Genomic DNA, 24,076 nt, shown 5'->3' on the forward strand with positions numbered 1-24,076 from the left:
ACGGACTAAAACCGCATGGACAGGCCCAGCACCGGTCCGCGCTGGGTCACATCGTATTTGAACTTGTTGCCGGTGAAGTCGGTGGTCCGGTACTCCTGGGACAGCACCCGGTAACCGACGCGAATGATGGCGGGGTGATCAGCAACGTACATTCGGTAGCCCAGATATCCCTGGGCGTTCCAGGTTTTCTTCGAGGCTGTATCCATGCCGCCGATGTCGGCCTCACCGGAAAGGACCCAGCGATCAGTCAGGTCGACCTGAGTGCGCAAGCCCACAAATGGATCCGTCCACTCGGTTTTTTTGCTGATACTGAACCCCAGGGCGTTGACGTCCAGCTTTGTCGAGAGTTTGGTCCAGCGCAGGCCGACAGTGGGTTCCAGGCGCCAGGTGCGCGGCTCGGAAAAGACCGTTGCGCCCCCCAGCGCGTGTTCATACACCCGGTAGTACACACCGCCGGCAAGGGTGGTCTGGGTGATCGCCAGCCCGACCTTGCGCCCGTAGACCCTCTCGGACTGATCGGTTTTGGCATACACACCATCGAGGTAGAAACCCAGGGTGCGATTGGTCAGTTCCAGGTTGCCCATGAATACTGAGCTGAGGTTGTGCACGACCTCTGAGAACGGTACATCGACCTTGCTGTTGACCCCGCCCAGTGCCGCCTGCCCGTGCATGGACGGCGCCCACACAAACGGACTTGCCAGCAGCAGCCACTCTGGCCCGGCGGCTGTCGCCGCCGGGCCTTCACCATGGGCCATGTGCATGCAAGCCAACAGCGGCACAGCCACTGATGCAGACTTGAATGTCTGTCTTGTCAAAGGTTTGAGCCTCATTGCCTGTCGTCCCGATTGACCCGCTAGCGAATTGATCAATAGGTATAGCAAAGAAACTCACTGCAGCCTGTGCCCTGCGTCAAGGGCTGCGGGGGGCTGGCAGTGACGCTATTGAGGGATCACCGCAGGCACGACGCGCACTGAAGTTCTGGCCAGCAGGTAATAGAGAATGCCTGGCACCACCAGCCCTACGATCCAGGAAATATCCACCCCGCCCAGCTGCGCAACCATCGGCCCCGAGTAGAAGTGACTGTCGACAAAGGGCAGCTGGATCAAGACACCTGCCACATACACGCTGATGCCCAAAACGTTCCAGCGACCATAGCGGCCCCGCGGGTCGGACAACGCCTTGAGGTCGTAGCGCCCCTTGTTGATGAAGTAGTAATCCACCAGGTTGATGGCGCTCCAGGGGGTAAAAAAGGTCAGCAGGAACAGGATGAAGTACTTGAAGGTATTTAAAAACGAGTCCTGCCCCAGCAACGCGAGGGTGGTCGACGCCGCGACAATCACCAGCACAAACAGCATGCGCTGGCGGGCAGTTATTTCCAGGTGGCTGCGCCAGCCGCTGATGATGGTGGCGATGCACATGAAGCTGCCGTAGGCGTTGAGGGTCGACACCGTGACCTTGCCGAAAACGATGCTCAGGTACAGCAATGAAGCCATCAAACCGCTACTGCCCAGTCCGACAATAGTGGCCACTTCATGACCACGAAAGTTGCTGCCCGCCAGTGCTGCGGCGAACACGCCGAGCACCATCGAGGCCTGGGCCCCCACTACAGTGCCCAGGCCCACGGCAGCAAAGGTTTTCCAGGACGACGTGGCGCTCGGCAGGTAGCGCGAGTAGTCCGCCACATAGGGACCGAAAGCGATCTGCCAGGAGGCCGAAAGTGACACCGCCAGCAGGAAAGATCCCCAGCTGAAGTGGCGATTTTCCAGCAACAGGCCGATATCGTGCAGCGTCATCAGCCGGGTAAACAGATAGGCAAAGGCAATGATCCCCAGCACGCTGGCCACCTTGCCAACGATGTGGATGACGCGATAACCGAAAATGGTCAGAAACGCGATACAGGCCGAAAAGATCAGGATCCCGGCGCTGTCACTGACATCGATCAACTGGGCAATGGCCTGCCCGGACAGTACCGCGCCAGTGGCGCTGAAGCCCAGGTACATCAGGCACACCAGCACTATCGGGATGGCAGCTCCGTAGACCCCGAACTGCACCCGGCTGGAGATCATCTGTGGCAAGCCCAGTCTGGGTCCTTGAGCGGCATGCAAAGCAACCACGGCTCCGCCAAACAGCTGACCGATAAACAAGCCGATCAACGACCAGAACACATCCCCGCCGAGTACTACGGCCAGAGCCCCGGTGACTATTGCGGTGATCTGCAGGTTGGCGCCGAGCCAGAGGGTGAACTGGCTATAGAGGCTGCCATGGCGCTCGGCCTCGGGAATGAAATTGATCGAGCGAGTTTCAATCAGCGGACTTCGCTGATGACTGACACTGGGATTGCTCATCAGGGTACTTCCTTTATTTTTTTTATTGGAAACGCTTGTTGCATGTTCTGCGCCCGGGCGCTGCCCTCACGGGGCAAGTGCAGCCCGGGACAACCCTTTCGGATCAAGGCCGGACGCATGTTCCTTGCGCCACACCACCTGGCCGCCGACAACGGTCATCAGCACTTGATTGCGCGCCAGCTCCTGCTCGGGCACTTGCATGAAGTTTTTGTCCAGTACGATCAGGTCGGCGAATTTTCCCACCTCGAGCGAACCCAGGACTTTGTCCAGATTCAACTGTTGAGCGGCGTTGAAAGTAATGGCGCGAATCACCTCGGCGCGGGACAGCGCCGGCTCGGCGTTTAACTTGCCCGCGTATTCGGGACCGAAACTGTGGGGGTTCAGCGGATCACCCGAGCGCGTGACCCCGACCTTGAGTGCCAGGAACGGATCGAGAGGGTCCACCGGCCAGTCACTGCCGTAGGCAATACGCCCGCCGGCATTATGGATACTGCCGAAGGGCTCCATGCGTTCCAGACGCTCGGGGCCCAGATGATCGCCGGTACTGTCGAGCACCGACGGCGACTGCTGGGCCCACTGCAAAGACATGGTGGCCGTCACGTCGAGCGCCTTGAAACGCGGGTAGTCCGCAGGATCCACCGTCTCGGCGTGGGCGATAGCGGGCCTGAAAGCATTGCCCGGCAACTGCTGGCGCACGTACTGGAGACTGTTCAGAGCCTCACGTACGGCGCGCTCGCCAGTGGCATGCAAGTGCGGGTCGAGGCCGGCCCGGGCCGCCTGCAACAGTAAGGGGTCGAGCACTTGCCTGGGGAAGTACAGTTCCCCCAGGTTTTTGCCGGGAGTCCATTCTGGTGCCGTATCGGAGCCGGCGTTATGCAAGTAAGGGGTCAGCAAGGCACCGGTGTCTGCGGGAGCGTTGATGATGCCATCCATGAACAGTTTGACATGACGCAGGCTCACCCCCGGCGTCACTTTGGTTTCACCCTGATCGTAGGCTGCAGCCAGTGACTTGACCCCGGCGATGGTTTTGACCGGGTCTGCAGCTGCAGCATGGGGGTCCAGCCTGATCGCCAGCAATGCCCGGGCGGTCAGCTCCCCCGAGTGCTGCAAGGTGGTAAAGGCTTTGCCATTTTCAGCGCCGGAGTAGGCATCCATAAAGCTGGTGATACCTTGCTCACGCATGGCATCGAGCGCAGCGCGGATCTGCTTGAGCTTTTGTGCGTCAGTGACGGGGGGCACCACCGAAGCGACCATATTGGCAGCACCGTCTTCACAAATACCGGTCGGGTTGCCGGCCTTATCCCTGACGAACTTGCCATCTGCCGGGTTGGCCGTGTGCCGGTCGACCCCGGCCAGAGCCAGGCCACGGGAGTTGCTGAGCACCGTATGAAAGTCGGAGGAGCGCACCTGAATCGGGCGTTTGGTGTCGAGGGCATCCAGGGTCGATTTATCGGGATCGCCGTCAAGACCGACCATTGCCATTCGATCCCAGCTGCCGACTTCCAGCCACACATCGGGCCCCTTGTCCGCGCTGGCATCCAGGCACGCCTGGATCGCCGCCTGGAACATCGGGCGAGTCAGGGGCTGGTATTTCAAGTCACACAAGGTCAGGGCGCGCCCCCCATCCCCGGGGTGCATATGAGCATCGATAAAGCCCGGCATCAGCATGCGTCCCGCCAGATCGATCACCTGGGTCTGTTGGCCGACATACGAACTGACCCCCGCATCGTTACCCACATAAACGATCTTTCCACCTGCAACGGCGATCGCTTGCTGTACCGAGTCCTGACCATCAACGGTGTACACCTGACCGTTGCGCATCACCATGTCTGCCGGAGCAGTACTGCGGGTCTGACAGCCCACCAGTGCCAGAGTGGCAACAGCCATGAACAAGCCGGAAAACTTCAAGTGCCTCACCTCTGTTTTTATTGTGGGGTGCGAATCAGCTGCCACGCCCCGTGACAGGCAGGGCCCACCCTATAGAACGCAGAAACATTTCGAACCTCCACAAATGAGGAGGGTGAGGTCATGGGCTGCTGACAGCCACCGCCGGATTCAATCCAAGTGCCGCACCCAGTTCGACCTTGCTTTTAACCCCCAGCTGCAGATAGCTGTTGCGCAGATAGGTACGGACCGTCGCGGGGCTCAGCACCAGGATTCTGGCTATTTCCTTATAGGAATGACCTGCTGCGAACAGCAAGGCGACGGTTCGCTCCCGGGGCGCCAGTACCGAGGCCCGCGACGGCGCTGCAAGGGACAGAATGACGTGCTCTGCGTGGGGGCTCAGGGTCAGCACCGAGCGGCCAAGGCGGATCACCGAGGGTGCCTGCTGCAGTTGCCTGCTTACCTGAGCGGGCAACACTGACCCGCTCCATCCGGGAAATTCACGCTCGATCACTGCACACAGGCGTGCTCCCACGTAATGCAAACTGCCGTCCAGGCGCGCAACGGCAAAATCACTCAGCCCGTCCTGGCTGTCGAAGCGGATCAGGTCTTGCACCTGAAAGCGCCACAGTTGCAGTAAATGCTCACAGAAGGCTGAAAACAGACTGCGCTCCATGGCGCAGAAAGCCGCGGCGGATGAACCACGGTACAGACAGACAAAAAACATCAAGCCGCTTTCGGGCAATTCAAAGCTGATACACATCACATGAAACAGATCATGGCGCCGCGCAAAGGCATCGACTTGCGCGCAGGGATCGGTAAAACCGCTTTCACATATGACCTTACCGGGTTGACCCAATGTGTCGCGGGAAAAGCTGTCACTGCCTGCGCCCTTGTGCCATTCGCCGGCAAACGACTCGGGCAGGTCGATACGCCCGTGCATCCAGGTTTGCGGAGGTACATCGAGGGCTGAGGTCGACATCTCGCCCCACCATGCACTGGCAAAAGGCACCACCTGGCGAAATGCCTGCAGGCCCTCTTGCATGAAGTGAGAACCGCCGCGGGTCCGGGCAAGTCGCCCCAGCTCAAGCAGGCAACTGTTGAACGCCAGGAGCCTGGTCATTTCCTGCTTGCTGCGCGTATCCATCGCTGAAATCCCAAGGGTTAGGTAGCCTTTTTCGACCTGCCCCCTGCAGGAGCGAGCTTGTCTCGCGGTGATTGTTAACGTCGAGACCATCGCGAGGCAAGCTCATGGTTGCAGCATTGAAAAAAACTCGCGAGCAAGCTCGCTCCTACAGACAGGCCACGCCCTGCAAGTCGCGATCAGCAAGGATCGGTCTGTTCCGCGGGCGCTGTGCTGTCCACTGCCAGCAATGTCTGGATGTCGGAAAAAATGCTTTGCCACTCGTCTTCTGTCATCGCCAGAAAGCCGAAGCTGCGCAGCAGGAAAGCACCTTCAGAGGCCAGGAATGCCAGGCGGGCCCGACGTCCATCTGCTGTCTGCGGGTCTGCCAGATTCATCCGCGCCCGGTACCAGTCACGGGTTGGCTGGCGCAGCGAGTCGACCCCGAGCAACGCCGTCATCATGCCTGCCGCCCGGTCTGCCTGCATGCCATCGGTGGCACGGGTGGCTGCGGTGTGGGCAGCAATCAGCTGTATGCCCCCGGGCTCGTCCCCCGCCAGGCTGTGCACCTGATCATCGAACTCCAGGCTCCAGCGCTCATACATCGCCTGTATGAGGTTGTCCTTGGTGCCAAAACACGACTGCACCCCGCCTTTGCTGACTCCGGCAGCCTTGGCCACTTCGCCTATGGTCAGGCTGGCGATGCCCCCCTCGCGCACCAGCGCCTCTGCAGCGTCAAGCAGCTGGTTGCGATCAATAACGGAAGGTCTGGCCATTTGAAAATTCCCGAATTAGAATACGATCGTATTGTAATCAGTGGGCGTCACTCTTGATAGGCCCATCATGACCAATATTCGAACAGGATTTAACGGTGAAACCATGATGCATTCACAACGCTGGCTGATCCTGGCGATCATTTCCAGCGCCCTGTTTTTGATCGTTATCGACATGACCGTGCTCTATACCGCACTCCCGACTTTGACCCGGGAGCTGCAGGCATCGGCTTCGGAAAAGCTCTGGATCGTCAATTCCTACGCGCTGGTGGTGTCCGGCCTGCTGCTGGGTATGGGCACCCTGAGTGACCGCCTTGGCCATAAACGGCTGTTTATCGCTGGCCTGGCGATCTTCGGGGTGGCTTCGCTGTGCGCGGCATTCTCGCCCACGCCCGGGTGGTTGATCGCTGCCCGCTCGTTACTGGCGGTGGGGGCTGCGGTCATGATGCCTGCGACTCTCTCCATCATCCGCATGACCTTCACCGATGAGCGCGAGCGTTCGATGGCGATCGGTATCTGGGCCGCCGTGGCGTCAGGCGGTGCCGCATTCGGCCCGGTGCTCGGTGGCGCGTTGCTGGAATACTTCTGGTGGGGCTCGGTGTTTCTGATCAATGTGCCCATCGTGCTGGTCGCGCTGGTACTAGGAGTGATGTTGATTCCCGGGCACCCGGGCAACAGTAAAAAACGCTGGGATTTGTGGGGCTCGGTTCAGGTCATGATCGGCCTGATCGGTATCGCCTATGCCATTAAAGAGCTGGGTAAACGCGCTCCGTCATTTGCTACGGCGGCGGTTGTGTTCGCGATTGGCCTGGCGTTCATGGTTTGGTTCGTTCGTCGTCAGCGCCATAAAGCCCAACCGATGATCGACTTCAAGATCTTCAACAACCCCGGGTTCACCGCAGCAGTGGCCTCGGCGATGGTTGCCACCACCGTGCTGATTGGTATGGAGCTGGTGTTCACCCAGCGTTTACAGCTGGTGATGGGCCTGTCGCCACTGCAGGCCGGGTTGTTCATTTTGCCTCTGCCGCTGGCCTCATTTGTCTCCGGGCCATTGACCGGGCACTGGCTGCAGCGCGTCGGTAGCCAGCGGATGCTGTTCTGGGCGCTGCTGGTATCGAGCATCGGCATGGCCGCTTACCTGCTGCTGTACAACGCCAATATCGGGGCACAAATCGCCAGCCTGATCGTGCTGGGACTGGGGCTGGGGGCAACCATGACCGCCGCCTCAAGCACCATCATGAACAGTGCCTCCCAGGATCAGGCAGGGATGGCGGCCTCTATCGAGGAAGTGTCATTCGAACTGGGCGGCGCAATTGGTGTGACCCTGATGGGCAGCATCCTGTCGGCGGTCTACGCGGCCAGCATGGTGATTCCGGCCGGGATGCAGGTGCCGGCCATGGTCAGCGACAGTCTGGACGAAGCCCTGATCACGGCCGAGGCCATGACCACAGAATCGGCTGCCACCCTTACGGCACTGGCCCGGGCTGCGTTTGACCAGGGGTTTGTTGCGGTACTGGCGGTATCCGCGCTTTTGCTGTTGGTGGCCGCCATCGTGGTGCGCCTGAAAACCACGGATCAGGTGCCAGTGAAGGCTTAGCCAGCCTTCACTCCTGTTGCTGGGGCCACCTTGCCGGGCTTTGAATCGCGGACAGATTTGCCGATGACACAAATCAGTCCGCGACCTTTAATCATCTGGCGCCGTGCCTGGAATATGGGTGTTGGATAGCGAATTGGCCCAATTTGATAGTAACCAGCTGTTTTTACGAGTTTTTTTTCAATTAGTGCTTCCCATATGAAACAAATGTTGGTAAATTTCCGCGCATTGTTGAAGCGGGCCAAAAACAAGGTTTGCAACGACGGTAACCATCCTCTCGATGCCACTCGCAATGAGTGACCTCACAAGAGATCGATGGGCAGTAATGCAGTTGATACAGGGGCGTCGCCAAGCGGTAAGGCAGCAGGTTTTGATCCTGCCATGCGTTGGTTCAAATCCAGCCGCCCCTGCCATTTACTTGATTCATCCACGTGTAATCCAGCCGTCAGGCGCTACACGTTTAAAAACCTCCCCCCCTTTTGATTTTCCGTTTCAAGCCGCCAGTCATCCCTGCGCGAAGCATAAACCGGTGCTTGCCGTTGCATATGGCACGGGCCGCTAACCCCCCGGGGTGTCTATATCGGCGTCATGCCGGGGTTTGGGCTCGGGTTCGGATTTGAAATTCGGGCTGTACGGATTTTCTTCAGCTTCAGCGTTGGGCCTGGGTTTGTTTGGCACCTTTTGCGGACCTGCCGGATCGAGGGCCGGCCCGGACGGGTCCGGGGCAGCGGAGTAGGGTTCTGCACCCTTGCTTGCGGCACCCTGAGCAGTTGATCGCGGTACTTCTGGCACGTTAGTACCCATATCCACCTCCACATCTTTGGCTTGATCTTCATGACTCAAGGAATTGGAGCCCTGCCCTGCCCGATCGTGCTGGCGAATCGACGAGCGGGCAAACGTCGACTCTCGCGGGTGATACTCGGTGCCGATGGCGCCCGCCAGCAGCGCCCCTGTCCGGTCAGCCGGCGCGGATTTCCCCCAGAAAACGGTAGATCCGGTCATCCATGGAATGGGCCACGTTGAAGCGGATCCAGGGCACGACACGGGCATCGGGCATGAACAACTGCCCCGGAGCAAAGAGGATTTTTTCATCCCTGGCCTGCATCGCCAGAGCTGTGGAGTCTTCGATCTGCGGGTGCCGCGCCCACAGGAACAAGCCTGCATAGGGCTCGACATAGGGCTCCATGCCAACACTGCGCAAACGCCGGCCAACCACCTCGTGGGCCTCGGCCAGACGGCTTTGCAGCTGTTTGACGTGTTTGCGATGGCGTCCCTGCAGCAGCACTTCGAGGGCCAGCTCTTCGGTGATTTGCGAGGTGGTCAGGCCACTGACCAGTTTCAGCGGCAGCAACTCGTCGATCAGCTCCTGGCGGGCAGCGATGAAGCCCACCCGCAATGCCGGCGCTATGGTCTTGGAAAAGCTGGCGATATAAATCACCCGCGACAGCTGATCCATACCTGCCAATGCCTGCTGGCCGCTCGGGTCCAGGTCGGCATAGATGTCGTTTTCGACAATCAGGAAATCATGCTTGTGCGCCAGTAGCAGCAAGCGATGGGCGATGGCCAACGACAGGCTGGTACCGGTGGGACATTGCAGGCGGGTGTTGGTGAAAAACACCTTGGGCCGGTGCTGCACGATCAGTTGTTCAAGCTGTTCCAGGTCGATGCCGTCACGGGTGCGCGGCACACCCAGCAGCCTGGCGCCTTGCAAATGCAGATTGAAAAACAGGTTGTGATAGCCCGGCTCGTCAACCAGCACCGGGTCGCCCCGCTGCACCAGGTAACGCACCACCAGATCCAGTGCATGACTGGCGCCGCCGGTCAGGATGATTTGTTCGGGGTGGGCCGCAATCCGGCTGTCGGCCAGTTTCTCCACCAGCCTGGCGCGCAGTTTCGCGCTGCCTTTGGCAATGCCGTAACCGGAAAAATCCCCGGGTGCGCTTCGGGCCAGCACCCGCAGGCTACGTTGCAGGCCATCGTCGTCCGCCCACTGTTCAGGCAGCAGACCGACCCCGGGACGCACCTCGGTACCCATTGGCTGGAAGGCCCGCTGCAATAACAGGTAAGCGTCGAAATCGAACTCGCCGTGCGCATCCACATCCGCAGCCTCTGCCGGCGCCGGCGCCGGCGCCGCGCAAATAACGCTGTCCGCCAGTTCGCGCACGAAGAAACCGGCATTGGGCACCGCTTTCAACAAGCCCGCTGCCACCAGCCGGTCATAGGCCTCGACAACGGTGAAGTGGCTGACCTTATGGGATTGCGAGAGCTTGCGGATCGAGGGCAACTTGCTGCCCGGGCGTAACTGTTGCTGTTTGATCGCCAGACTGATGCCAGCAACGATCTGGCTAACCAGCGGCGCCTGCGAAGCGGAATCCAGGAACATCATGAGAACGTCCGTACAAGCAAGGTTTGGGCAGGCTGGTGTACTGGTAAAAAGACCATAACAGTGATGCCGTCATAAGGCCTGTTGTGTGTCTGGTCGCCAGCAGGGCACTACGTCAGGATCGGGGCATGGCCGATCGATTTATCGGCAGAACATACCACGAACCTGGAACCGCCATGCACGATACCCCCCTGCAAATCGACCGCAGCCAGATTAGCGCACAAGAGTGGCAAACCCGTTGTGACCTGGCAGCGCTCTACCGCCTGCTCGCGCATTTGCGCATGACCGATCTGATCGACACCCACATCTCCGCCAGGGTTCCAGGTGAGCACGGCCACTTCCTGATCAATTGCTATGGGGTGCTGTTCCACGAAATGCGCGCCTCGGATCTGATCAAAATCGATCATCAAGGCAATGTCCTCGATCCCTGGCGCGGGGCCGACAGTGTCAACCGTGCCGGCTTCAATATTCATTCGGCGATCCATGGGGCGCGCCCGGATATCGATTGCGTGGTGCACACCCATACCTCGGCAGGTATCGCCGTATCCGCCCAGGAAAACGGCTTGTTGCCGATCAGCCAGCATGCCCTGAAGTTCTACCGGCGCCTGGCTTACCATGATTATGAGGGCATCTCTTTGAACCCCGATGAACGCGCCAGGCTGGTGGCCGATCTGGGACCGCACATGGCGATGATCCTGCGCAACCACGGGCTGCTGGCAGCCGGACGCAGCATCGCTGAAGCCTTCAACCAGATCTACTTCCTGGAACGCGCTTGCCAGGCCCAGGTGCAGGCACTGGCCGGTGGACAGGCATTGCGCTTGCCCTCAGAGGCCGTATGCGAATTGACCGCGCAACAGTCCGATGACGAAATCGACCAGCAGCTGCACCAACTTGCCTGGACCTCGGCCCTGCGTCTCATCGCCGGTGACCCGGTGGATTATCGCACCTGAGCGGCGAGCGCCAGACACCGCCATTGATTCTTCTACATCTGCCAAAACCAACAATCCTAGAGGTAGACATGAAAAGCAAAGCCATTGGAACCCTGTTGCTCGCCGTCGTGGCGTCGAGTGCCATGGCCAGCGAAATAACCGTGATTTCGTTCGGCGGCGTCAGCAAGGATGTGCAGTCGCAAGCCTTCTACAAACCCTTTGAAAAAGCCACTGGCAACCAACTGATAGCCGGGGAATACAACGGCGAAATGGGCCGGATCAAGGTCATGGTCGATACCGACAGCGTCAACTGGGACGTGGTTCAGGTCGAAGCACCGGAACTGATTCGCGGTTGCGATGAAGGCATGTTCGAGCCACTGGATGCCGCGCAACTGGGCAAGGCCGAAGACTTCGTGCCCGGCACATTCTCGGAATGCGGTGCCGGCTTGCTGGTCTGGTCCATGGCTATGGCTTACAACAGCGACAAACTGAGTGCTGCGCCCACTGGCTGGAAGGATTTCTGGGATGTGCAGAAGTTTCCCGGCAAGCGCAGCCTGCGCAAAGGAGCCAAGTACACCCTGGAAATCGCCTTGATGGCCGATGGCGTGGACTATGCCGATATCTACAAAGTACTTGGCAGCAAAGAAGGTGTGGATCGCGCATTCCGCAAACTGGATCAGATCAAGTCCCAGCTTCAATGGTGGGAAGCAGGCGCGCAGCCAATGCAGTTCCTGGCCAGCGGTGATGTGGTCATGAGCACCGCCTTCAATGGTCGCGTGTTCTCGGCCCAGGAATCCGGAGCCCCGGTCAAGATCGTCTGGAACGGCAGCATCTATGCCATCGACTCCTGGGCTATCCCAAAAGGCAGCAAGAACAAAGCCGTCGCGGAGCAGTTCATCAGTTTCTCCTTGCGCCCGGAAAACCAGAAGATCCATACCGCGACCCTGGGTTATGGTTCGACCAGTCTGCATACCGCAGCCCTGCTTGATCCCGCCCTGGCAGCACGCCTGAACACCGCCCCGTCAAACCTGGCGCAGGCAATGCCCATGAACAATGGATTCTGGGTCGATCATGGCGAAGAGCTAGAACAGCGCTTCAACGCCTGGGTGGCTAAAACCCACTGATCCCGCGCTGCTGCCCCGCCAGCTCCGGCATGTCGGTCAAACGGCAGAGCGGAGTTCCAAAGCCAGGCATCTGATCGACCCGGGAAAGGGCCGGTCAGACTGGCAATATCCACTGCAGCGCGGGGATGAACCGATCCCCCCCATAAACAGCACAGCTTGCCCAAGCAGGTGTAGTCAGTAGCCCTACGCTATGTTGAGGCATGCCAAGTGTTATCTCCACGTTGAGGAGCAGACAAAACAGGGCAGTTACTGCCTGCGCACCCGCGGGATAACCTTAAACGTCTTTCAATATAAAAAGAGTCAATTAAAAAACGTTAGATAATAAACATACAAGGGTATCTGTTGCGAGTCCCATCATTGCATCATGGCATGATGCCCAAGCACTTGCGAAGTAAAAATGTATCGCCAACTGCAGGCCAGGCCCTTACGAAAGACAAGGCATTACGAAGCAAGAAAAATGGTCGGGCAGTAGGCGCGCGCATGCCTGACAGATTCAAAAATCCTGGAATGGTGTACAACCTGCAGGGTATAGCGTTATACAAGCGTCGCTATAGAGTAGAGGTATTTTTAATACCGCTAATTCATCTGTACGACTGGAGAGAGGGACAGATAAGCAATCCATATCCCGCTGCAATAAGGACGCCCCATAGAGTGGATAGTTTGAAGGGCGCCCATTGAATGGATAGTTTGAGTTACACAGGGAAAGCAGCGCCTGATGCCGCTGTTTCCACCTCGCTGCCAGGTCAAGGTTTTGCTATTGATCTAACTCGTCTTTTTATTGCCCCTTGGAAGAGGCGCCTCAGGCTTCATTGCTGTACGACGAAGCGCACCGTCTGCGATGGGTAGCTTGACGGAAGGATTGGCCATACCACTTGGACTCATCTCGTGGGTCATTTCAAACTCGGCCCTGACCGACCATCCGCAGCCTTCAAACACGCATTGCAGATAGGCAATGCGCAAAAAAATATGTCGCCCTTCGCTAGTACGTATGCGCATTTTGTTGGAACAATGGGGGCAAACCAGTTTATAGGCACTCATATTCAAAATATCCATATTGAAGAAATAATTATTGGTCGCGGCTGAAGCTCTAATTAGGAATAAAACTTATTGGTAATAACACACCTTGCTACCCCCCCACAGCTGTTCCCATCAACACACCTGCTAAACTGCACATGACTTTCCCGCCCCACGGAGCAAAATCCAGACACCCCATACCCTAGCCTCCAAACCACTTAGTTATTGATCACTTGATGACACCTGATCCGATTAAACATCGGCATTGACCGAAATAGCCCGGAACTTGATTTTGCAAGTATCGCTTGATACGTTCAGCGCTATCCACACCACCACTAAACAACCATTTTAAATCGCGTACAGTCACCAAAGTTTGACGAAGCGCAACAAACCCGAAAAGAACACTGACCATCCATCCAGAGCTAGGCACTGCTGTAAAGAAATCCATCTTATACAAATGAGTTTTTAGGAGTTTTCTTATTGTGTTTTTTGCAGTTTCGGCAGCATACATAACAAAAGGTATTTTATTTCGCTCGACACAACACTTCGCTTTAGTACTCATAGACTATTGAACCTCTACTTATAGCGTCCCTGCTATCCTTGTTGTGTAAGCACTGACCAACCATCTCGACGATAGTGCTTGTGCATGCGCTCGCGCTTGCTAAATACCGTGTAGTCCTTAGTAATATCAAAGCTACATGCCCAATTGAGATTATGTCAAGGAAGGAGCCCCAAATGGGTATTGAAAATAGAATTAGATTAGCAATCGAACTGAGTAACCTGTCGCTAAAGGATGCTGCGATGTTATGTGAAATCCCCTATAGCTCGCTACAAAATTGGGTCAGTGGCGCACGAGACCCGCGGTCAGATGCTTTGATATCTTTAGCGTCCCATTTGGGAGTATCGATTGACTGGCTACTCACCGGACAAGGCCCTATCCGGCGTACCCACACCCCGGAGAGCGCTGTGCTGGAGTCGCGCTTAAGTCCCGCAGAAGATTCTCTAATTACCCTGTTCCGCTCTGTAAATGAAGATGATCGTCTGCATATAAAAAACATTATTCTGGAGCGCAAACGCTTTCGAGAACTGGAACAGCGTATACATGATATCGATAGGCTGTTGTCTAACCACATAACCAGCAACTAACCCGGGTACAGATTGAATGTATTCATGCTGCAGACCTTTCAATAGTGTATTGCGGCGCTTCAGTAATCAGGCGTTTTGAAACACCGGGAAAAGCAACGGATCTCGCTGCGCATCATGCTGGATTTTATCGCCCTCCTCGCAGCCGCTTGATGAGTTCAGGGAGGTCCGCTTGCCTCACCCAGACATTCACCTTGATCCCGATGGGAACCACAATCAAGGCACAACCGAATGCAGCACCTCCAGCGGTGAAGACGGGAGCGATTTCCATGGCCATCGGTGCAAATATATAACCGGCCCCTGCTGATAAAAAAAGAGTGGTGAGACGCTGCCTGATACTGGAATTCCTTTTGCCGCTCATAATTAGCCAGGCTCCTAGCGCTGCACCAATCATGACCTCGATATCTATTCCCGATACTATGCATCCGCAGCACCTGGCACTGAGTTCAACCAGCTCCTTGAATGAAGATTCATCCATTATGAAATACTCCTGAGGCCAAATCTTTTCGAGACCATCTAACGCTCGTAACTTTCTCGCAAACACCCAACATCCTGGATCGAACATTCTATCTTCAGACCCGGAGCACATTATTCAGGCGCACATTAATATCCCTCTTGAAACCTGTATAACCAATAGAAAAAAGCATGCTTTAAAAGCCTGACCGGGGCAATGTTGCAAAACTGTAAAAGCGTCGACCACAAGAGCCTGACCGCCGGCCGGCAAAACTCACACCCGTGAAGAACGAGACCGGGCCAACGCGTCAGTACCCTGTGGGGATTGCTACTTCTTACACGATAGGCACGGGCACTATGCCTGTTTACCCCGCTGTCCAAAGAACGGACGCTTCTCGGTGTCGACATTAATAGCTGGCGCGCCTCCGACAGTTCCTGCCCATGTCCATGAACCTCGAGCCGGCACCCGATTTTATACAAATGCTGTGGGTTGGGCGCCCGGCTCTAACTGCAGCCGAATCTTGCGCAGTAACAAATTCCGGCGCTGATTGAGAGCCAGCCCGCCCCGCTAATCCCCCCCAAATGTCCCGACATATTTGCCCCTACGAAGTGCCCCCTCCAACCCCCGTGGCAGTGGGAATTGTACAGTCGCACTTTACAAATGCGATGTCTGACACAGGGCCCTGGCCAAGTGTATGGTCAATGACAACTCAGCAACACGAAGTTCTTGTTAGCAGGCACCTGCCTGCCTTTAATTGAATGTATCGAATACACACCCCACAAACAGGCTTAATCAATCAACCTGTAACAGCCAGTGCTATTCAACAACTCGCCAGTACAGGTAGCCAAGGAATATCATCGTGAAACCCTATTTAACACTTACTACCCTAGCGTCACTTATGGCGATCGCCACAACTTCCCAAGCTCTGGAAAATTGCCCTGAAGTTTCAGAGATAGAACAAATCGCCCCCGGTATTTATCGCGCAAACGGGGAGCATGGAGAGTGGTCTGGCGTTCTCCAGGGCGTCGTGGCGAAAACAGCACCTGTGCAGTACTTCGAAATGGCGCTTGCCATTCAGGAGCAACAGCCCGCCCCCCAATACTTTCAGTACTGCACCTACGGCCTTGGCGATCAGGACCTGCTCGACCTGCGGTTTCTGGCAAAAAATGAAAGTGACTTCAACATAAAAACTGAAGGCGACACCTGGAAAAAAGAGCACGGCCCTTTCGGTATCATCTACCACGTGTGCGAGAACACCGCACCGCAAGACTGCAAGTTCTCTCTCATTCAATAATGCAGTTTCAGCTGTTGCAGAGCCTGCAAAGTGGCAGCAAACCTGCCTGCTGAAGTGGCGAGCAGGTCTGCGGTGATTTAGCGGGCTCCCGGGCTTGAGTTCACTGCGCCGATCCGTCCTGCGGCGTGCCGGAACTGGCGGGCCTGGACAACTTAAGGCCCGGTACTGCCGCATAAAACATAAGAAGCTCCACACCGCGGTCGCCTGTCATGCCACGATGAACAATATCAACAGACTCTGCCATTACAGCACCTTGGGTAAACAATCGCTGCTTGCCAGTCGCTCGTATCTCTACCCTGAACTCACCCGATAATACATATACCGCCATAGGGCAAGGATGGGTGTGCCAGTCCATTATGGAGTTGGCCGGTATCCGGGTAATTGCCAGCGTTAACTCCGGCGTCCCCTCAGGATAAGCGATATAAGGCGTGCCCTCCCAGGACGAACTGGACCTGAGTAAAACCTCACTTGTTACCCCCTCTTTGGCAATCGTGGTACAGCAATCGAATATGGGCGGGATTGCTTCGCCCGTGTGAGATTTCTTCATGATTTTGATCCCGCGCGGATAAGAATGAAGTAGGGATCTGCCTTGCCAAGTCGCTAGATCCAGCTTTCTCAATAATGAGTAATTCTCACCGGCGGTAGCCTAGACCATGAATGTGGGTCCGAGGCTAAATGATCAGGACGCCCCCGGGATCACGGCGGAACGGGAATCCGGGCCGTTAAATGTCCAGGCGCACTGTAGGGAGGGAGTGTCGTTTCTACAGTCGGAACCAGGCTGACGGGATGCATAGAGCCCGGCACAAAGGCCGGGCTTTTTAACTACACAAACCTCAGGCGGGAAACCCCAGGGAATCGCGCATCCGGTACCAACTGATTGCCAGTGCAACCCCCAGTTGGCGGGCGATGTACAGCGGCCGGTTTCCGAGCCCCATGCGCCTGATGGTGCACATGCCGGTCGGTCGTCGTATCCCCATGTACGGCTCATCGACGGCGCGCGCCCAGGGGTCGATGATTCGGACGGGGTTTAAATCAAGCACCGCCAAGGGTGAACGGCTAACTGAGAAGGCGGGGGTTTTGGCAGCGCTCTTGAGCCACTGGCACTTCTCAGTTACGCGTGGCTACTTTATTAATTCTTTACCCGAGAGGACGCGGCATTGGCTTTTTTTAGCCGTTCAATAAGACTTTTTTTGGCGTAATCGTCACGGGCTTGTGCAGCACCCCCCACTGCTTGAATCCAGTCTCTGGTCGTGCAACCTGAAAGACTGGCAGTCAACATAAGGACGCCGGCAAGTAAAATCTTGAGTTTCATGGACACGCCCCCCTACTCAGATACCGACAGCAGCAATAAACCTGTGGCCAGTTCCATATCACTGACACCCCGGGCAGATTCAGACGCCCGCAGCGCATTGATTGACGCCTCCAGGTAAGGGCCGCGGATAGCACCATCGCTTGCCACAAAAGAACTCGCATCACCCAGTAATGACGTGTGCAGTTTGTTGTCCCTGGACGTGAGATAGGTTGTTCCTCCGGACGTACTGGAGATGAGTGTTTCAAGCCAAAAATCATTCATGGCCATTGCCGAACTGGAAAATGTTGCCAGTGCGCAAACCGTCATGACCTTAACCCATGCATTGCTCATGTAGACTCTCATCATTTAATAACCGTACACCGTTAATCTTCTGTCGCGCGGGCTAATTGCCGGCGAGCGTCATGCAGCTTTTCCCGGCATACTTTGATTCTGCCTGGCGCGCCCTCTTCCAACGCCTTTTCAAGTTGCTCACTTCTGTAAATGACCTCAGCCGCAGCGCTTGCCATTTTATTTTGATCACGATCAAGCGGATCGTCCTGACAGTACCGCTGCACATTGCGCAGGGCTGTTTCCAGCCCCGACTGTTTATATCGATTACCGCTTAGTTTGGCCTGCTCCAACTGATAGAGTATTTCATCACGACGCTCTGCACAGGTACTGTCATTATGAGCCGCAGAGTAACCGCTCATTAACAGGCAACCCAACCCAACGCCTAATGTCCATTGACTGACTAGTTTCTTACGCATCTTCAGGCCTCGGCACCACAACTTTAATTAAATACGCACATCTAACAGAGCCCACTCAGGGGGCTGAACATGGCTTTCAACAGTACTCAGGTAACTCCCCAGCGCCTTTCGCAAATGAGCACGGGAGAACTGTGTACTGCAACGGCCCGGCTTATCTGATGAATCGTGAGAGTGTGCATTATGGTTATGACGGGCACGGACTTTAACAATGCGCAGCGCTTCCATGACCATGGGCTGACACCTGCGCCTGGACAACGGAAAGTTTTCAAACAACCAATCGACAGGGACATACACGTGACCAAAACAGACCAGTGCAGGTGTGATCTTGCGCAGGGTTAATACAACCACTTCCTGTTCTTCGCCACCGAATGTTGCAGCCACAAATAAAACCCCTTGTTTATTCACGGCCACTGAGCGTTCCCAGACAGCGCACCCGCCACAGTCTCCACTTTCAATATACAGCCAATCCAACTTTACCCCCTGGCAGCACGCTATATTCAGAACCGGCTTTAAACTACTTGTCGCCAGTTGCATGCCACCATCATAAAAGGCAGTTCTGTATAAGTCCTTAAGTGCGCATTACTCAACCTTACTCAGTCTTACCGGCCTCCCACGCGCCCTCCACGCCCCCGCCAGCTGCCGGCTCAAGGGCCATTCAGACTGACTACATTGGTCCTGCCGGAGCCATGAAGGGACAGAGATTTCAATTCAGCTTCGCTGAAGCAGAGTGAGCAGCATCCCATGTTAATCAACGCCTGCTACTGGGTTGATACCTCTATCGGCGCAGATCAGGTAAGCCCCTGCACACAGGTGCACGCTTCAAACAGCAGGTTTCGAACGATAGTAAAGAAACATACCAAGTGGGATGAACACAGCCAATGCGCCGCACAGTAGCCGAAAGCCTCCATCAAGCATAAACCAGCCGACAATGGCCGCAATTTCGCCAATAACCCAAGCGGTGACCCATTCAGCTGTTGAGTATTCACGAGGCACAGCAGTTGCTGCTTGCTTTTGTTTAGCTTTGTAGAAAGTAGAGCTGGAAATACCAGTGCCCGGAATACCAGTCGTGATCCGCGTACCGCGTTTACTTAGATTGGCTGTTGCACCTTTCACGCCTAGAGATGTGCTGACACCACTCTTGCTGATGTTGATCCGAACACCAGGAGCAATTTTAATGCTCTTCCTGATTCTGAGGGCCATGACTCACTTCCTTTACGAAAAAAAACACTTTAGCATTAAAAGGCCACTATCGAAATTCAGCTTAACCAGGCACAATCCTGACTGTAAACATAAATGGCAAGCCAGCGTCTGTACGGGGCCCAGACAGCGGCGCTTAGCCATAACACCTGACCAGGGCGAAGGAATAGTGAGACTGATGGCAATAGGCGACAGAATCAGAGCAGCAGCATCAACACCAAGAGATGATAAACAATGGCGCTATGGACTGCGCTACGCAATCATGCTTGATATTGAAGCATTCAAGGAGCGAGAAAGCTTTCGTAATCCCCTTTCCCATGAACAGCTTGATGCAATCGGTGCAAATGATCTTCTCGCATACAAATTCAGCCAGTCATCAGAAATAATGGACTTGATAGCTCCAATTGAGAGTCAGGATCCTGCCTGGATCGCTGCGATGGCAAACGAGTTTGCCAACTATCTTGCAGCCCGGGATAAAGAGCCAAATTGCGAGGCCCCCAACTTTCTTAAGGGAAAAGTGTTTGTAACAGAGTTAGGGATTTAAGTGACCGACCTCCCCAGTGCTTTACCTAAAAAACCAAGGACTGGGGTTGCGCCATTTTCGGAGCGCTTGATTCAAACGGCACCAAATGAAAAAGGACCTCAATGAGGCCCTTGTGGATCAATTAATCTGCCGCTTGTTATGGAAGTTCCATATAGCCTATTCCATTTTTATCGGCAGATTTATATTGCTCTGGGGTCATTTTTTCTAAATTGCTCACTGCCTTTTCTCGGGCGGGCATGTAATCGCTGATCATCAGTTCCAGTTTCGACGGTTCACCACCATTCTCACCAGTAGCGAGGCGATGGGCTTTCAGTTCCTCTAATTTCTGCTTATGTTCAGCCAGTTCCACTCTGGCTCGTGCGAGATGTTTCGCCTGAGCTACTTTAGCTTCCGCCAGCTCTTTTTCAGCCTGTGCTTTGCTTATTGCGGCGGATAGGGCAATGACAGCATCAGCATCTTTACCATCCAAAGCTTTAGCCATGCCTGCACGGTCACTTCCGTAAGACGCCCGCACCACTGAAAGAGAACGATCAAACTCGTCCTTTTTTGCAATATCAATATTTTGACTGATGGAAGTCATCGAGGCTGCAAACTTGGCTTCTGTGGAGCCGTCAATTTTGTCACTGCCACCGCAAGCTGCGAGCAGGGCAAACGAGGAAGCCAGAAAAGTCATTTTGAACACGGTCATAAAACTACACATCCATGGAGCGCTATCGAAGGTATCGATGATGCCAAAGGAACCATAGATGTCAAGATGACATCACGCAAGACGCCCGTTCTAGAGCCTTTTATTACGATTTATAAGTCACGAACTGCTTTAGCCGACAGAGCGACGATCGAGAGGTTGTAAGCGAATGTTTGCCCTCCTCCCGTGGCTTCGTCCTACCTGATTCATTACAGGCCCAAGGCGAGAAGGCGTGAGCAGATAGCCGCCAAGGATCACTGCACCTCGGTCACTCCTAAGTATCTGACCAACGAGTTCAGCAAAGCCCGGGACGCAGCACATGCGTATGACCATATTCCAGCCACCGAACGACCCACCTTCCACGGGATCCGCGCTTTGGGCGCATGGCTATATGAGCAGCAGAATTTCCCACAGGAATACATCCAGGCACTGATGGGCCACGCAGACGCGAAGATGACCAAACACTATCAGGACGGGCACACAGAGAAAGGTATCGAATACTTGGAGGTGGGGGCTGATTTGGCGTTCTGAGGTGGGGGGTTTTGCAAAAGTTTTGCAAAAGTTTTGCAAATCGCAGACAACAAAAAAGGGCCCACCTTTCGGTGAGCCCTTCTAGACCGCCCAGCAGAGCGGATTTTGTTTGGTAGGCGCGATTGGACTCGAACCAACGACCCCCACCATGTCAAGGTGGTGCTCTAACCAACTGAGCTACGTGCCTGCTGTGGGGTCGCATTCTATAGATTTGCGGAGGGGTGTCAACACCTTTTTTGCAGCTAACTCTATGAATAGTCGAATTATTTATAGGAGACGCAAAAAACCGCTTCTGCAGGTGGCTAGCCGCTGGATTTCAACTCAGGTAGCATCGCCCTTACTCGTCAAATATATTAAACAGAGGCTGCAGAATGTCGAACACCCCCTACCCCCAGTCTTACTATGCAGCTTCTGCCAATCCGGTTCCCGAACGCCCCGCCCTGCAGGAGGAGATCGAGACTGACGTCTGTGTCATCGGCGCTGGCTATACCGGGCTGTCGAGCGCGCTGTTTTTGCTGGAGAACGGGTTCAGGGTCACGGTTCTGGAAGCCGCAAAGGTCGGTTTCGGCGCGTCTGGTCGCAATGGCGGGCAGATTGTTAATAGTTACAGCCGTGACATTGATGTCATCGAGCGGACGGTGGGGGCCAAGCAGGCGCAGCTGTTGGGGCAAATGGCGTTTGAAGGCAGCAAGATCATCCGCGAGCGGGTGGCCAAATATCAAATTCAGTGCGACTTGAAAGACGGCGGTGTGTTTGCCGCCATCACTGCCAAGCAGATGGGTCATCTGGAAGCCCAGAAGAAGCTCTGGGAGCGTTATGGCAATACGCAACTGGAGCTGCTGGATCAGCGCCGGATTCGTGAAGTGGTCGCCTGTGACCAGTATCAGGGCGGGCTGCTGGACATGAGTGGCGGCCATATTCATCCACTCAACCTGGCTCTCGGCGAAGCCGCAGCCGTTGAGTCACTGGGCGGTACGATTTACCAGCAATCACCGGCCATCCGCATTGAGCGCGGCGCCAACCCGGTGGTGCATACGCCTCAAGGCAAGGTCCGCGCCAAATTCATCATCGTTGCCGGTAACGCATATCTGGGTAATTTGGTGCCCGAGCTGGCAGCCAAATCGATGCCATGCGGCACTCAGGTGATCACTACCGAGCCCTTGAGCGATGAGCTGGCCAAGACCCTTCTGCCACAAGACTATTGCGTCGAAGACTGTAACTACTTGCTCGACTACTACCGATTGTCGGGGGACAAGCGCCTGATTTTCGGCGGCGGAGTGGTGTATGGCGCGCGAGACCCGGCCAATATCGAGGCGATTATTCGCCCGAAGATGCTGAAAGCCTTTCCGCAACTCAAGGATGTGAAGATCGACTACGCGTGGACCGGCAATTTCCTGCTGACTCTTTCGCGTCTACCCCAGGTGGGCCGGATCGGTGACAACATCTATTACTCGCAGGGTTGCAGCGGGCACGGGGTGACATATACCCATCTGGCCGGCAAGGTGCTGGCCGAAGCCCTGCGCGGCCAGGCCGAGCGCTTCGATGCCTTCGCCGATCTTCCGCACTACCCTTTCCCCGGCGGCCAGCTGTTGCGTACACCGCTGACCGCTTTGGGGGCGTGGTACTACAGCCTGCGTGACAAGTACGGCTTTTAATTTACCTTGTGCAACCCGGGGAACTGGCTGGCCGGCGATGCAGACGGCGATGATGGCCCCCGTGAGGCCATCGCGGGCCAGCCCGCCTCCCAGACGATGGTTGTGACCGTTATTTCCCCGAGTTCTCCAGGGCTTTCACGGCCCGGGCTCCAGCCTGTTCCTGACCCGAGCGGGACAGGTCGTTGGCCGCTTTCAACCAGCGCGCCTTGTCGACATTGGCCGGCAGTTGCTCGGGCGACAGAATCAGCACCGCCCAGCCTCCGGCATCTTTCCAGGCCGACTCAAACTTGTTGAAGTCCATCAGCCGTCGCCGCTCCATACCGGCACGCAACAGCACGGTGTGCTTGGTGCGGTTATAACCCACCAGCATTGCGTAGCGCGGTTCAGACCAGACTGTACCGTCGCTGAAGCGCAGCATCACCGGATAACCCGCAGCCACCTGGGCCAATAGCGCCGAAAGGGAGGTGTCCAATGGATACACCAGTAACCCGTACCCCGCCGCCAGTTGCTGCATGTTGTCTTGCAGGGATGCTTCGGCACCCGGCAGCTTCAATGGTTTGAGCAGCAGGCCCGGGGTAATTCTGATGCGCTGCTCGCCAAACATGCTGGCCAGCACCTGCGGACCACTTTGATTGGCATTGCCGCGAAAAAATGGCACGCCATTGAGTTCGACCCGTTCCGGCAGGCGACGAAGCTCAGGCGGCTCGACACTGGCACACCCCACCACCGCCAGCGCAAGTACCGCCAGCAACCACAGCCGCACCGATCTTGATCCCGTCACTGCCTGCATATTCCCTCGCCTTGAATGAGCACCGGCCCCGAGGCCCGACATGGCCGTCGATCATAGGATGCCATCAAGCGCAGGTATAGCCTTAAGCTCCAGCGAGATCACCGGGATAGAACAAATCAGTTGGTCCAGCACGACCTTTGGTCAATAGACTGCAACACTACCCGCGCTAGACTGTCAGTTGCTTAGTGTGTGTTTGTGCCCATTGTGGGCAAAGGAGGCACTGATGAGCCCGACATTGACCATTATCCTGCTAATCACCGGCTGGCTGGCCGTTGCCGCCGCAATGCTCTGGGGACTGATGCGCATCAGCCGTCATCATCACCCGCAGGTACAGCCCAAGCTGCAAGTCCCGCCTGAAAAACCCGTGACTGGCACTGCAAACGCCCACTAGGGCGGTTGACGTCTGGTTGTGACCGCGACAAAAACCCTTGTCTAGTCCTGAAATAGGTTTACACCTGTTTCACCCCAACGCCCGATGCATTGCATCGGGCGTTTTGTATTTCAAAGACTGGTGCGGACGCTCGCTGTTGTAAATCGATATCGACTCACTCACCAT

29 protein-coding genes, 2 tRNA genes and 1 pseudogene are annotated in these 24,076 nt (G+C 56.0%); 10 read left to right on the forward strand and 22 right to left on the reverse strand.

All coding sequences use genetic code 11. The features are described from left to right. Positions 1-5: 5 nt before the first annotated feature. The 5 genes from WG29040_RS19650 to WG29040_RS19670 form a co-directional block, all read right to left on the reverse strand. Entirely contained in the window at positions 6-761 is a 756-nt protein-coding gene (locus WG29040_RS19650; RefSeq protein ID WP_235972437.1) for a hypothetical protein, read from the reverse strand. Between the two features lie 177 nt (positions 762-938). Beyond that, positions 939-2,345, reverse strand: a complete 1,407-nt coding sequence (locus WG29040_RS19655) for a cytosine permease (RefSeq protein WP_127196743.1) — start codon at positions 2,343-2,345, stop codon at positions 939-941. A 66-nt stretch (positions 2,346-2,411) separates the two neighbouring features. After that, entirely contained in the window at positions 2,412-4,253 is a 1,842-nt protein-coding gene (locus WG29040_RS19660; RefSeq protein WP_127196744.1) for an amidohydrolase, read from the reverse strand. Positions 4,254-4,371: 118 nt separating this feature from the next. Continuing rightward, a complete protein-coding gene (locus WG29040_RS19665) occupies positions 4,372-5,376 on the reverse strand; it encodes a helix-turn-helix transcriptional regulator (protein WP_127196745.1) in 1,005 nt (334 codons plus the stop codon). 176 nt (positions 5,377-5,552) lie between these two features. Further along, entirely contained in the window at positions 5,553-6,128 is a 576-nt protein-coding gene (locus WG29040_RS19670) for a TetR/AcrR family transcriptional regulator (protein ID WP_127196746.1), read from the reverse strand. A 103-nt stretch (positions 6,129-6,231) separates the two neighbouring features. Here WG29040_RS19670 and WG29040_RS19675 point away from each other — a divergent pair, with 103 nt between their 5' ends. After that, positions 6,232-7,722, forward strand: coding sequence for an MFS transporter (locus WG29040_RS19675; protein WP_127196747.1), 1,491 nt, complete (start codon positions 6,232-6,234; stop codon positions 7,720-7,722). Here WG29040_RS19675 and WG29040_RS19680 read toward each other — a convergent pair. Further along, entirely contained in the window at positions 7,719-7,979 is a 261-nt protein-coding gene (locus WG29040_RS19680; protein ID WP_127196748.1) for a hypothetical protein, read from the reverse strand. The two genes, WG29040_RS19675 and WG29040_RS19680, sit on opposite strands and share 4 nt — an antisense overlap. A 78-nt stretch (positions 7,980-8,057) precedes the next feature. On the opposite strand from WG29040_RS19680, the gene WG29040_RS19685 reads away from it, so the two are divergent. Then, positions 8,058-8,132 (forward strand) — tRNA-Gln (locus WG29040_RS19685). A gap of 145 nt (positions 8,133-8,277) precedes the next feature. Here WG29040_RS19685 and WG29040_RS19690 read toward each other — a convergent pair. Both WG29040_RS19690 and WG29040_RS19695 read right to left on the reverse strand, forming a co-directional pair. Continuing rightward, entirely contained in the window at positions 8,278-8,721 is a 444-nt protein-coding gene (locus WG29040_RS19690; protein ID WP_127196749.1) for a hypothetical protein, read from the reverse strand. Continuing rightward, on the reverse strand, positions 8,678-10,105 hold the full coding sequence (locus tag WG29040_RS19695) for a PLP-dependent aminotransferase family protein (protein ID WP_127196750.1): 1,428 nt from the start codon (positions 10,103-10,105) through the stop codon (positions 8,678-8,680). Before WG29040_RS19695 ends, WG29040_RS19690 begins: the two co-directional genes overlap by 44 nt. 173 nt (positions 10,106-10,278) lie before the next feature. Here WG29040_RS19695 and WG29040_RS19700 point away from each other — a divergent pair, with 173 nt between their 5' ends. Together WG29040_RS19700 and WG29040_RS19705 are read left to right on the forward strand one after the other, a co-directional pair. Continuing rightward, the gene (locus WG29040_RS19700; RefSeq protein WP_010656125.1) at positions 10,279-11,052 is read left to right on the forward strand and encodes a class II aldolase/adducin family protein; all 774 of its coding nucleotides are present in this window, start codon (positions 10,279-10,281) and stop codon (positions 11,050-11,052) included. Positions 11,053-11,120: 68 nt separating this feature from the next. Then, positions 11,121-12,155, forward strand: coding sequence for an ABC transporter substrate-binding protein (locus tag WG29040_RS19705; protein WP_127196751.1), 1,035 nt, complete (start codon positions 11,121-11,123; stop codon positions 12,153-12,155). A 762-nt stretch (positions 12,156-12,917) separates the two neighbouring features. Here WG29040_RS19705 and WG29040_RS19710 read toward each other — a convergent pair. Then, positions 12,918-13,193 carry an ogr/Delta-like zinc finger family protein gene (locus WG29040_RS19710; RefSeq protein WP_003447468.1) on the reverse strand — a complete coding sequence of 92 codons (276 nt, stop codon included), beginning with the start codon at positions 13,191-13,193 and terminating at the stop codon, positions 12,918-12,920. A 205-nt stretch (positions 13,194-13,398) separates the two neighbouring features. Next, on the reverse strand, positions 13,399-13,731 hold the full coding sequence (locus WG29040_RS19715) for a hypothetical protein (RefSeq protein WP_127196752.1): 333 nt from the start codon (positions 13,729-13,731) through the stop codon (positions 13,399-13,401). 173 nt (positions 13,732-13,904) lie between these two features. On the opposite strand from WG29040_RS19715, the gene WG29040_RS19720 reads away from it, so the two are divergent. Continuing rightward, a complete protein-coding gene (locus WG29040_RS19720; protein WP_003447467.1) occupies positions 13,905-14,315 on the forward strand; it encodes a helix-turn-helix domain-containing protein in 411 nt (136 codons plus the stop codon). Between the two features lie 124 nt (positions 14,316-14,439). On the opposite strand, the gene WG29040_RS19725 is transcribed toward WG29040_RS19720, so the two are convergent. Next, positions 14,440-14,790, reverse strand: a complete 351-nt coding sequence (locus tag WG29040_RS19725; protein WP_003447466.1) for a putative holin — start codon at positions 14,788-14,790, stop codon at positions 14,440-14,442. Positions 14,791-15,625: 835 nt separating this feature from the next. On the opposite strand from WG29040_RS19725, the gene WG29040_RS19730 reads away from it, so the two are divergent. Continuing rightward, positions 15,626-16,060 (forward strand): DUF3757 domain-containing protein, encoded by a 435-nt coding sequence (locus WG29040_RS19730; protein WP_127196754.1) that lies wholly within the window; start codon positions 15,626-15,628, stop codon positions 16,058-16,060. 100 nt (positions 16,061-16,160) lie between these two features. On the opposite strand, the gene WG29040_RS19735 is transcribed toward WG29040_RS19730, so the two are convergent. From WG29040_RS19735 to WG29040_RS19765, 7 genes are all read right to left on the reverse strand, one after another. Then, positions 16,161-16,607: a cupin domain-containing protein gene (locus tag WG29040_RS19735; RefSeq protein WP_003447464.1), complete on the reverse strand. Its 447-nt coding sequence runs from the start codon at positions 16,605-16,607 to the stop codon at positions 16,161-16,163. Between the two features lie 286 nt (positions 16,608-16,893). Beyond that, positions 16,894-17,037 carry a hypothetical protein gene (locus WG29040_RS24380; protein WP_165878377.1) on the reverse strand — a complete coding sequence of 48 codons (144 nt, stop codon included), beginning with the start codon at positions 17,035-17,037 and terminating at the stop codon, positions 16,894-16,896. Between the two features lie 152 nt (positions 17,038-17,189). After that, positions 17,190-17,372 carry a hypothetical protein gene (locus WG29040_RS19745; RefSeq protein WP_127196755.1) on the reverse strand — a complete coding sequence of 61 codons (183 nt, stop codon included), beginning with the start codon at positions 17,370-17,372 and terminating at the stop codon, positions 17,190-17,192. Positions 17,373-17,384: 12 nt separating this feature from the next. Further along, positions 17,385-17,702, reverse strand: coding sequence for a DUF2388 domain-containing protein (locus WG29040_RS19750; RefSeq protein ID WP_127196756.1), 318 nt, complete (start codon positions 17,700-17,702; stop codon positions 17,385-17,387). Between the two features lie 32 nt (positions 17,703-17,734). Continuing rightward, positions 17,735-18,118, reverse strand: coding sequence for a DUF1090 domain-containing protein (locus WG29040_RS19755; RefSeq protein WP_127196757.1), 384 nt, complete (start codon positions 18,116-18,118; stop codon positions 17,735-17,737). A gap of 27 nt (positions 18,119-18,145) precedes the next feature. Next, complete coding sequence (locus WG29040_RS19760) at positions 18,146-18,529, reverse strand: hypothetical protein (RefSeq protein ID WP_127196758.1); 384 nt, start codon at positions 18,527-18,529, stop codon at positions 18,146-18,148. A gap of 408 nt (positions 18,530-18,937) precedes the next feature. After that, positions 18,938-19,318, reverse strand: coding sequence for a DUF4236 domain-containing protein (locus WG29040_RS19765; protein WP_127196759.1), 381 nt, complete (start codon positions 19,316-19,318; stop codon positions 18,938-18,940). Positions 19,319-19,493: 175 nt separating this feature from the next. On the opposite strand from WG29040_RS19765, the gene WG29040_RS19770 reads away from it, so the two are divergent. After that, a complete protein-coding gene (locus WG29040_RS19770) occupies positions 19,494-19,859 on the forward strand; it encodes a hypothetical protein (protein WP_127196760.1) in 366 nt (121 codons plus the stop codon). Positions 19,860-19,995: 136 nt separating this feature from the next. Here the strand turns inward: WG29040_RS19770 and WG29040_RS19775 are convergent, their stop codons facing one another. Continuing rightward, positions 19,996-20,547 (reverse strand): hypothetical protein, encoded by a 552-nt coding sequence (locus WG29040_RS19775; RefSeq protein WP_127196761.1) that lies wholly within the window; start codon positions 20,545-20,547, stop codon positions 19,996-19,998. Between the two features lie 183 nt (positions 20,548-20,730). On the opposite strand from WG29040_RS19775, the gene WG29040_RS19780 reads away from it, so the two are divergent. Next, entirely contained in the window at positions 20,731-21,075 is a 345-nt protein-coding gene (locus WG29040_RS19780) for a tyrosine-type recombinase/integrase (protein WP_256681564.1), read from the forward strand. Between the two features lie 110 nt (positions 21,076-21,185). Here WG29040_RS19780 and WG29040_RS19785 read toward each other — a convergent pair. After that, positions 21,186-21,262: transfer RNA gene (locus tag WG29040_RS19785), tRNA-Val, on the reverse strand. Between the two features lie 184 nt (positions 21,263-21,446). Here WG29040_RS19785 and WG29040_RS19790 point away from each other — a divergent pair. Continuing rightward, positions 21,447-22,730 (forward strand): FAD-binding oxidoreductase, encoded by a 1,284-nt coding sequence (locus WG29040_RS19790; RefSeq protein ID WP_010656135.1) that lies wholly within the window; start codon positions 21,447-21,449, stop codon positions 22,728-22,730. Positions 22,731-22,839: 109 nt separating this feature from the next. Here the strand turns inward: WG29040_RS19790 and WG29040_RS19795 are convergent, their stop codons facing one another. Further along, positions 22,840-23,520 (reverse strand): peptidase C39 family protein, encoded by a 681-nt coding sequence (locus WG29040_RS19795; protein WP_177412992.1) that lies wholly within the window; start codon positions 23,518-23,520, stop codon positions 22,840-22,842. A gap of 223 nt (positions 23,521-23,743) precedes the next feature. Here WG29040_RS19795 and WG29040_RS24385 point away from each other — a divergent pair, with 223 nt between their 5' ends. Further along, entirely contained in the window at positions 23,744-23,911 is a 168-nt protein-coding gene (locus tag WG29040_RS24385) for a hypothetical protein (RefSeq protein ID WP_003447354.1), read from the forward strand. A 41-nt stretch (positions 23,912-23,952) separates the two neighbouring features. Here the strand turns inward: WG29040_RS24385 and WG29040_RS19800 are convergent. Then, positions 23,953-24,076, reverse strand: a pseudogene (locus tag WG29040_RS19800) (integrase core domain-containing protein); the annotation flags it as partial.

Source organism: Pseudomonas sp. PAMC 29040 (genome assembly GCF_003994535.1).
GTDB classification, from domain to species: Bacteria; Pseudomonadota; Gammaproteobacteria; order Pseudomonadales; family Pseudomonadaceae; genus Aquipseudomonas; species Aquipseudomonas paraversuta.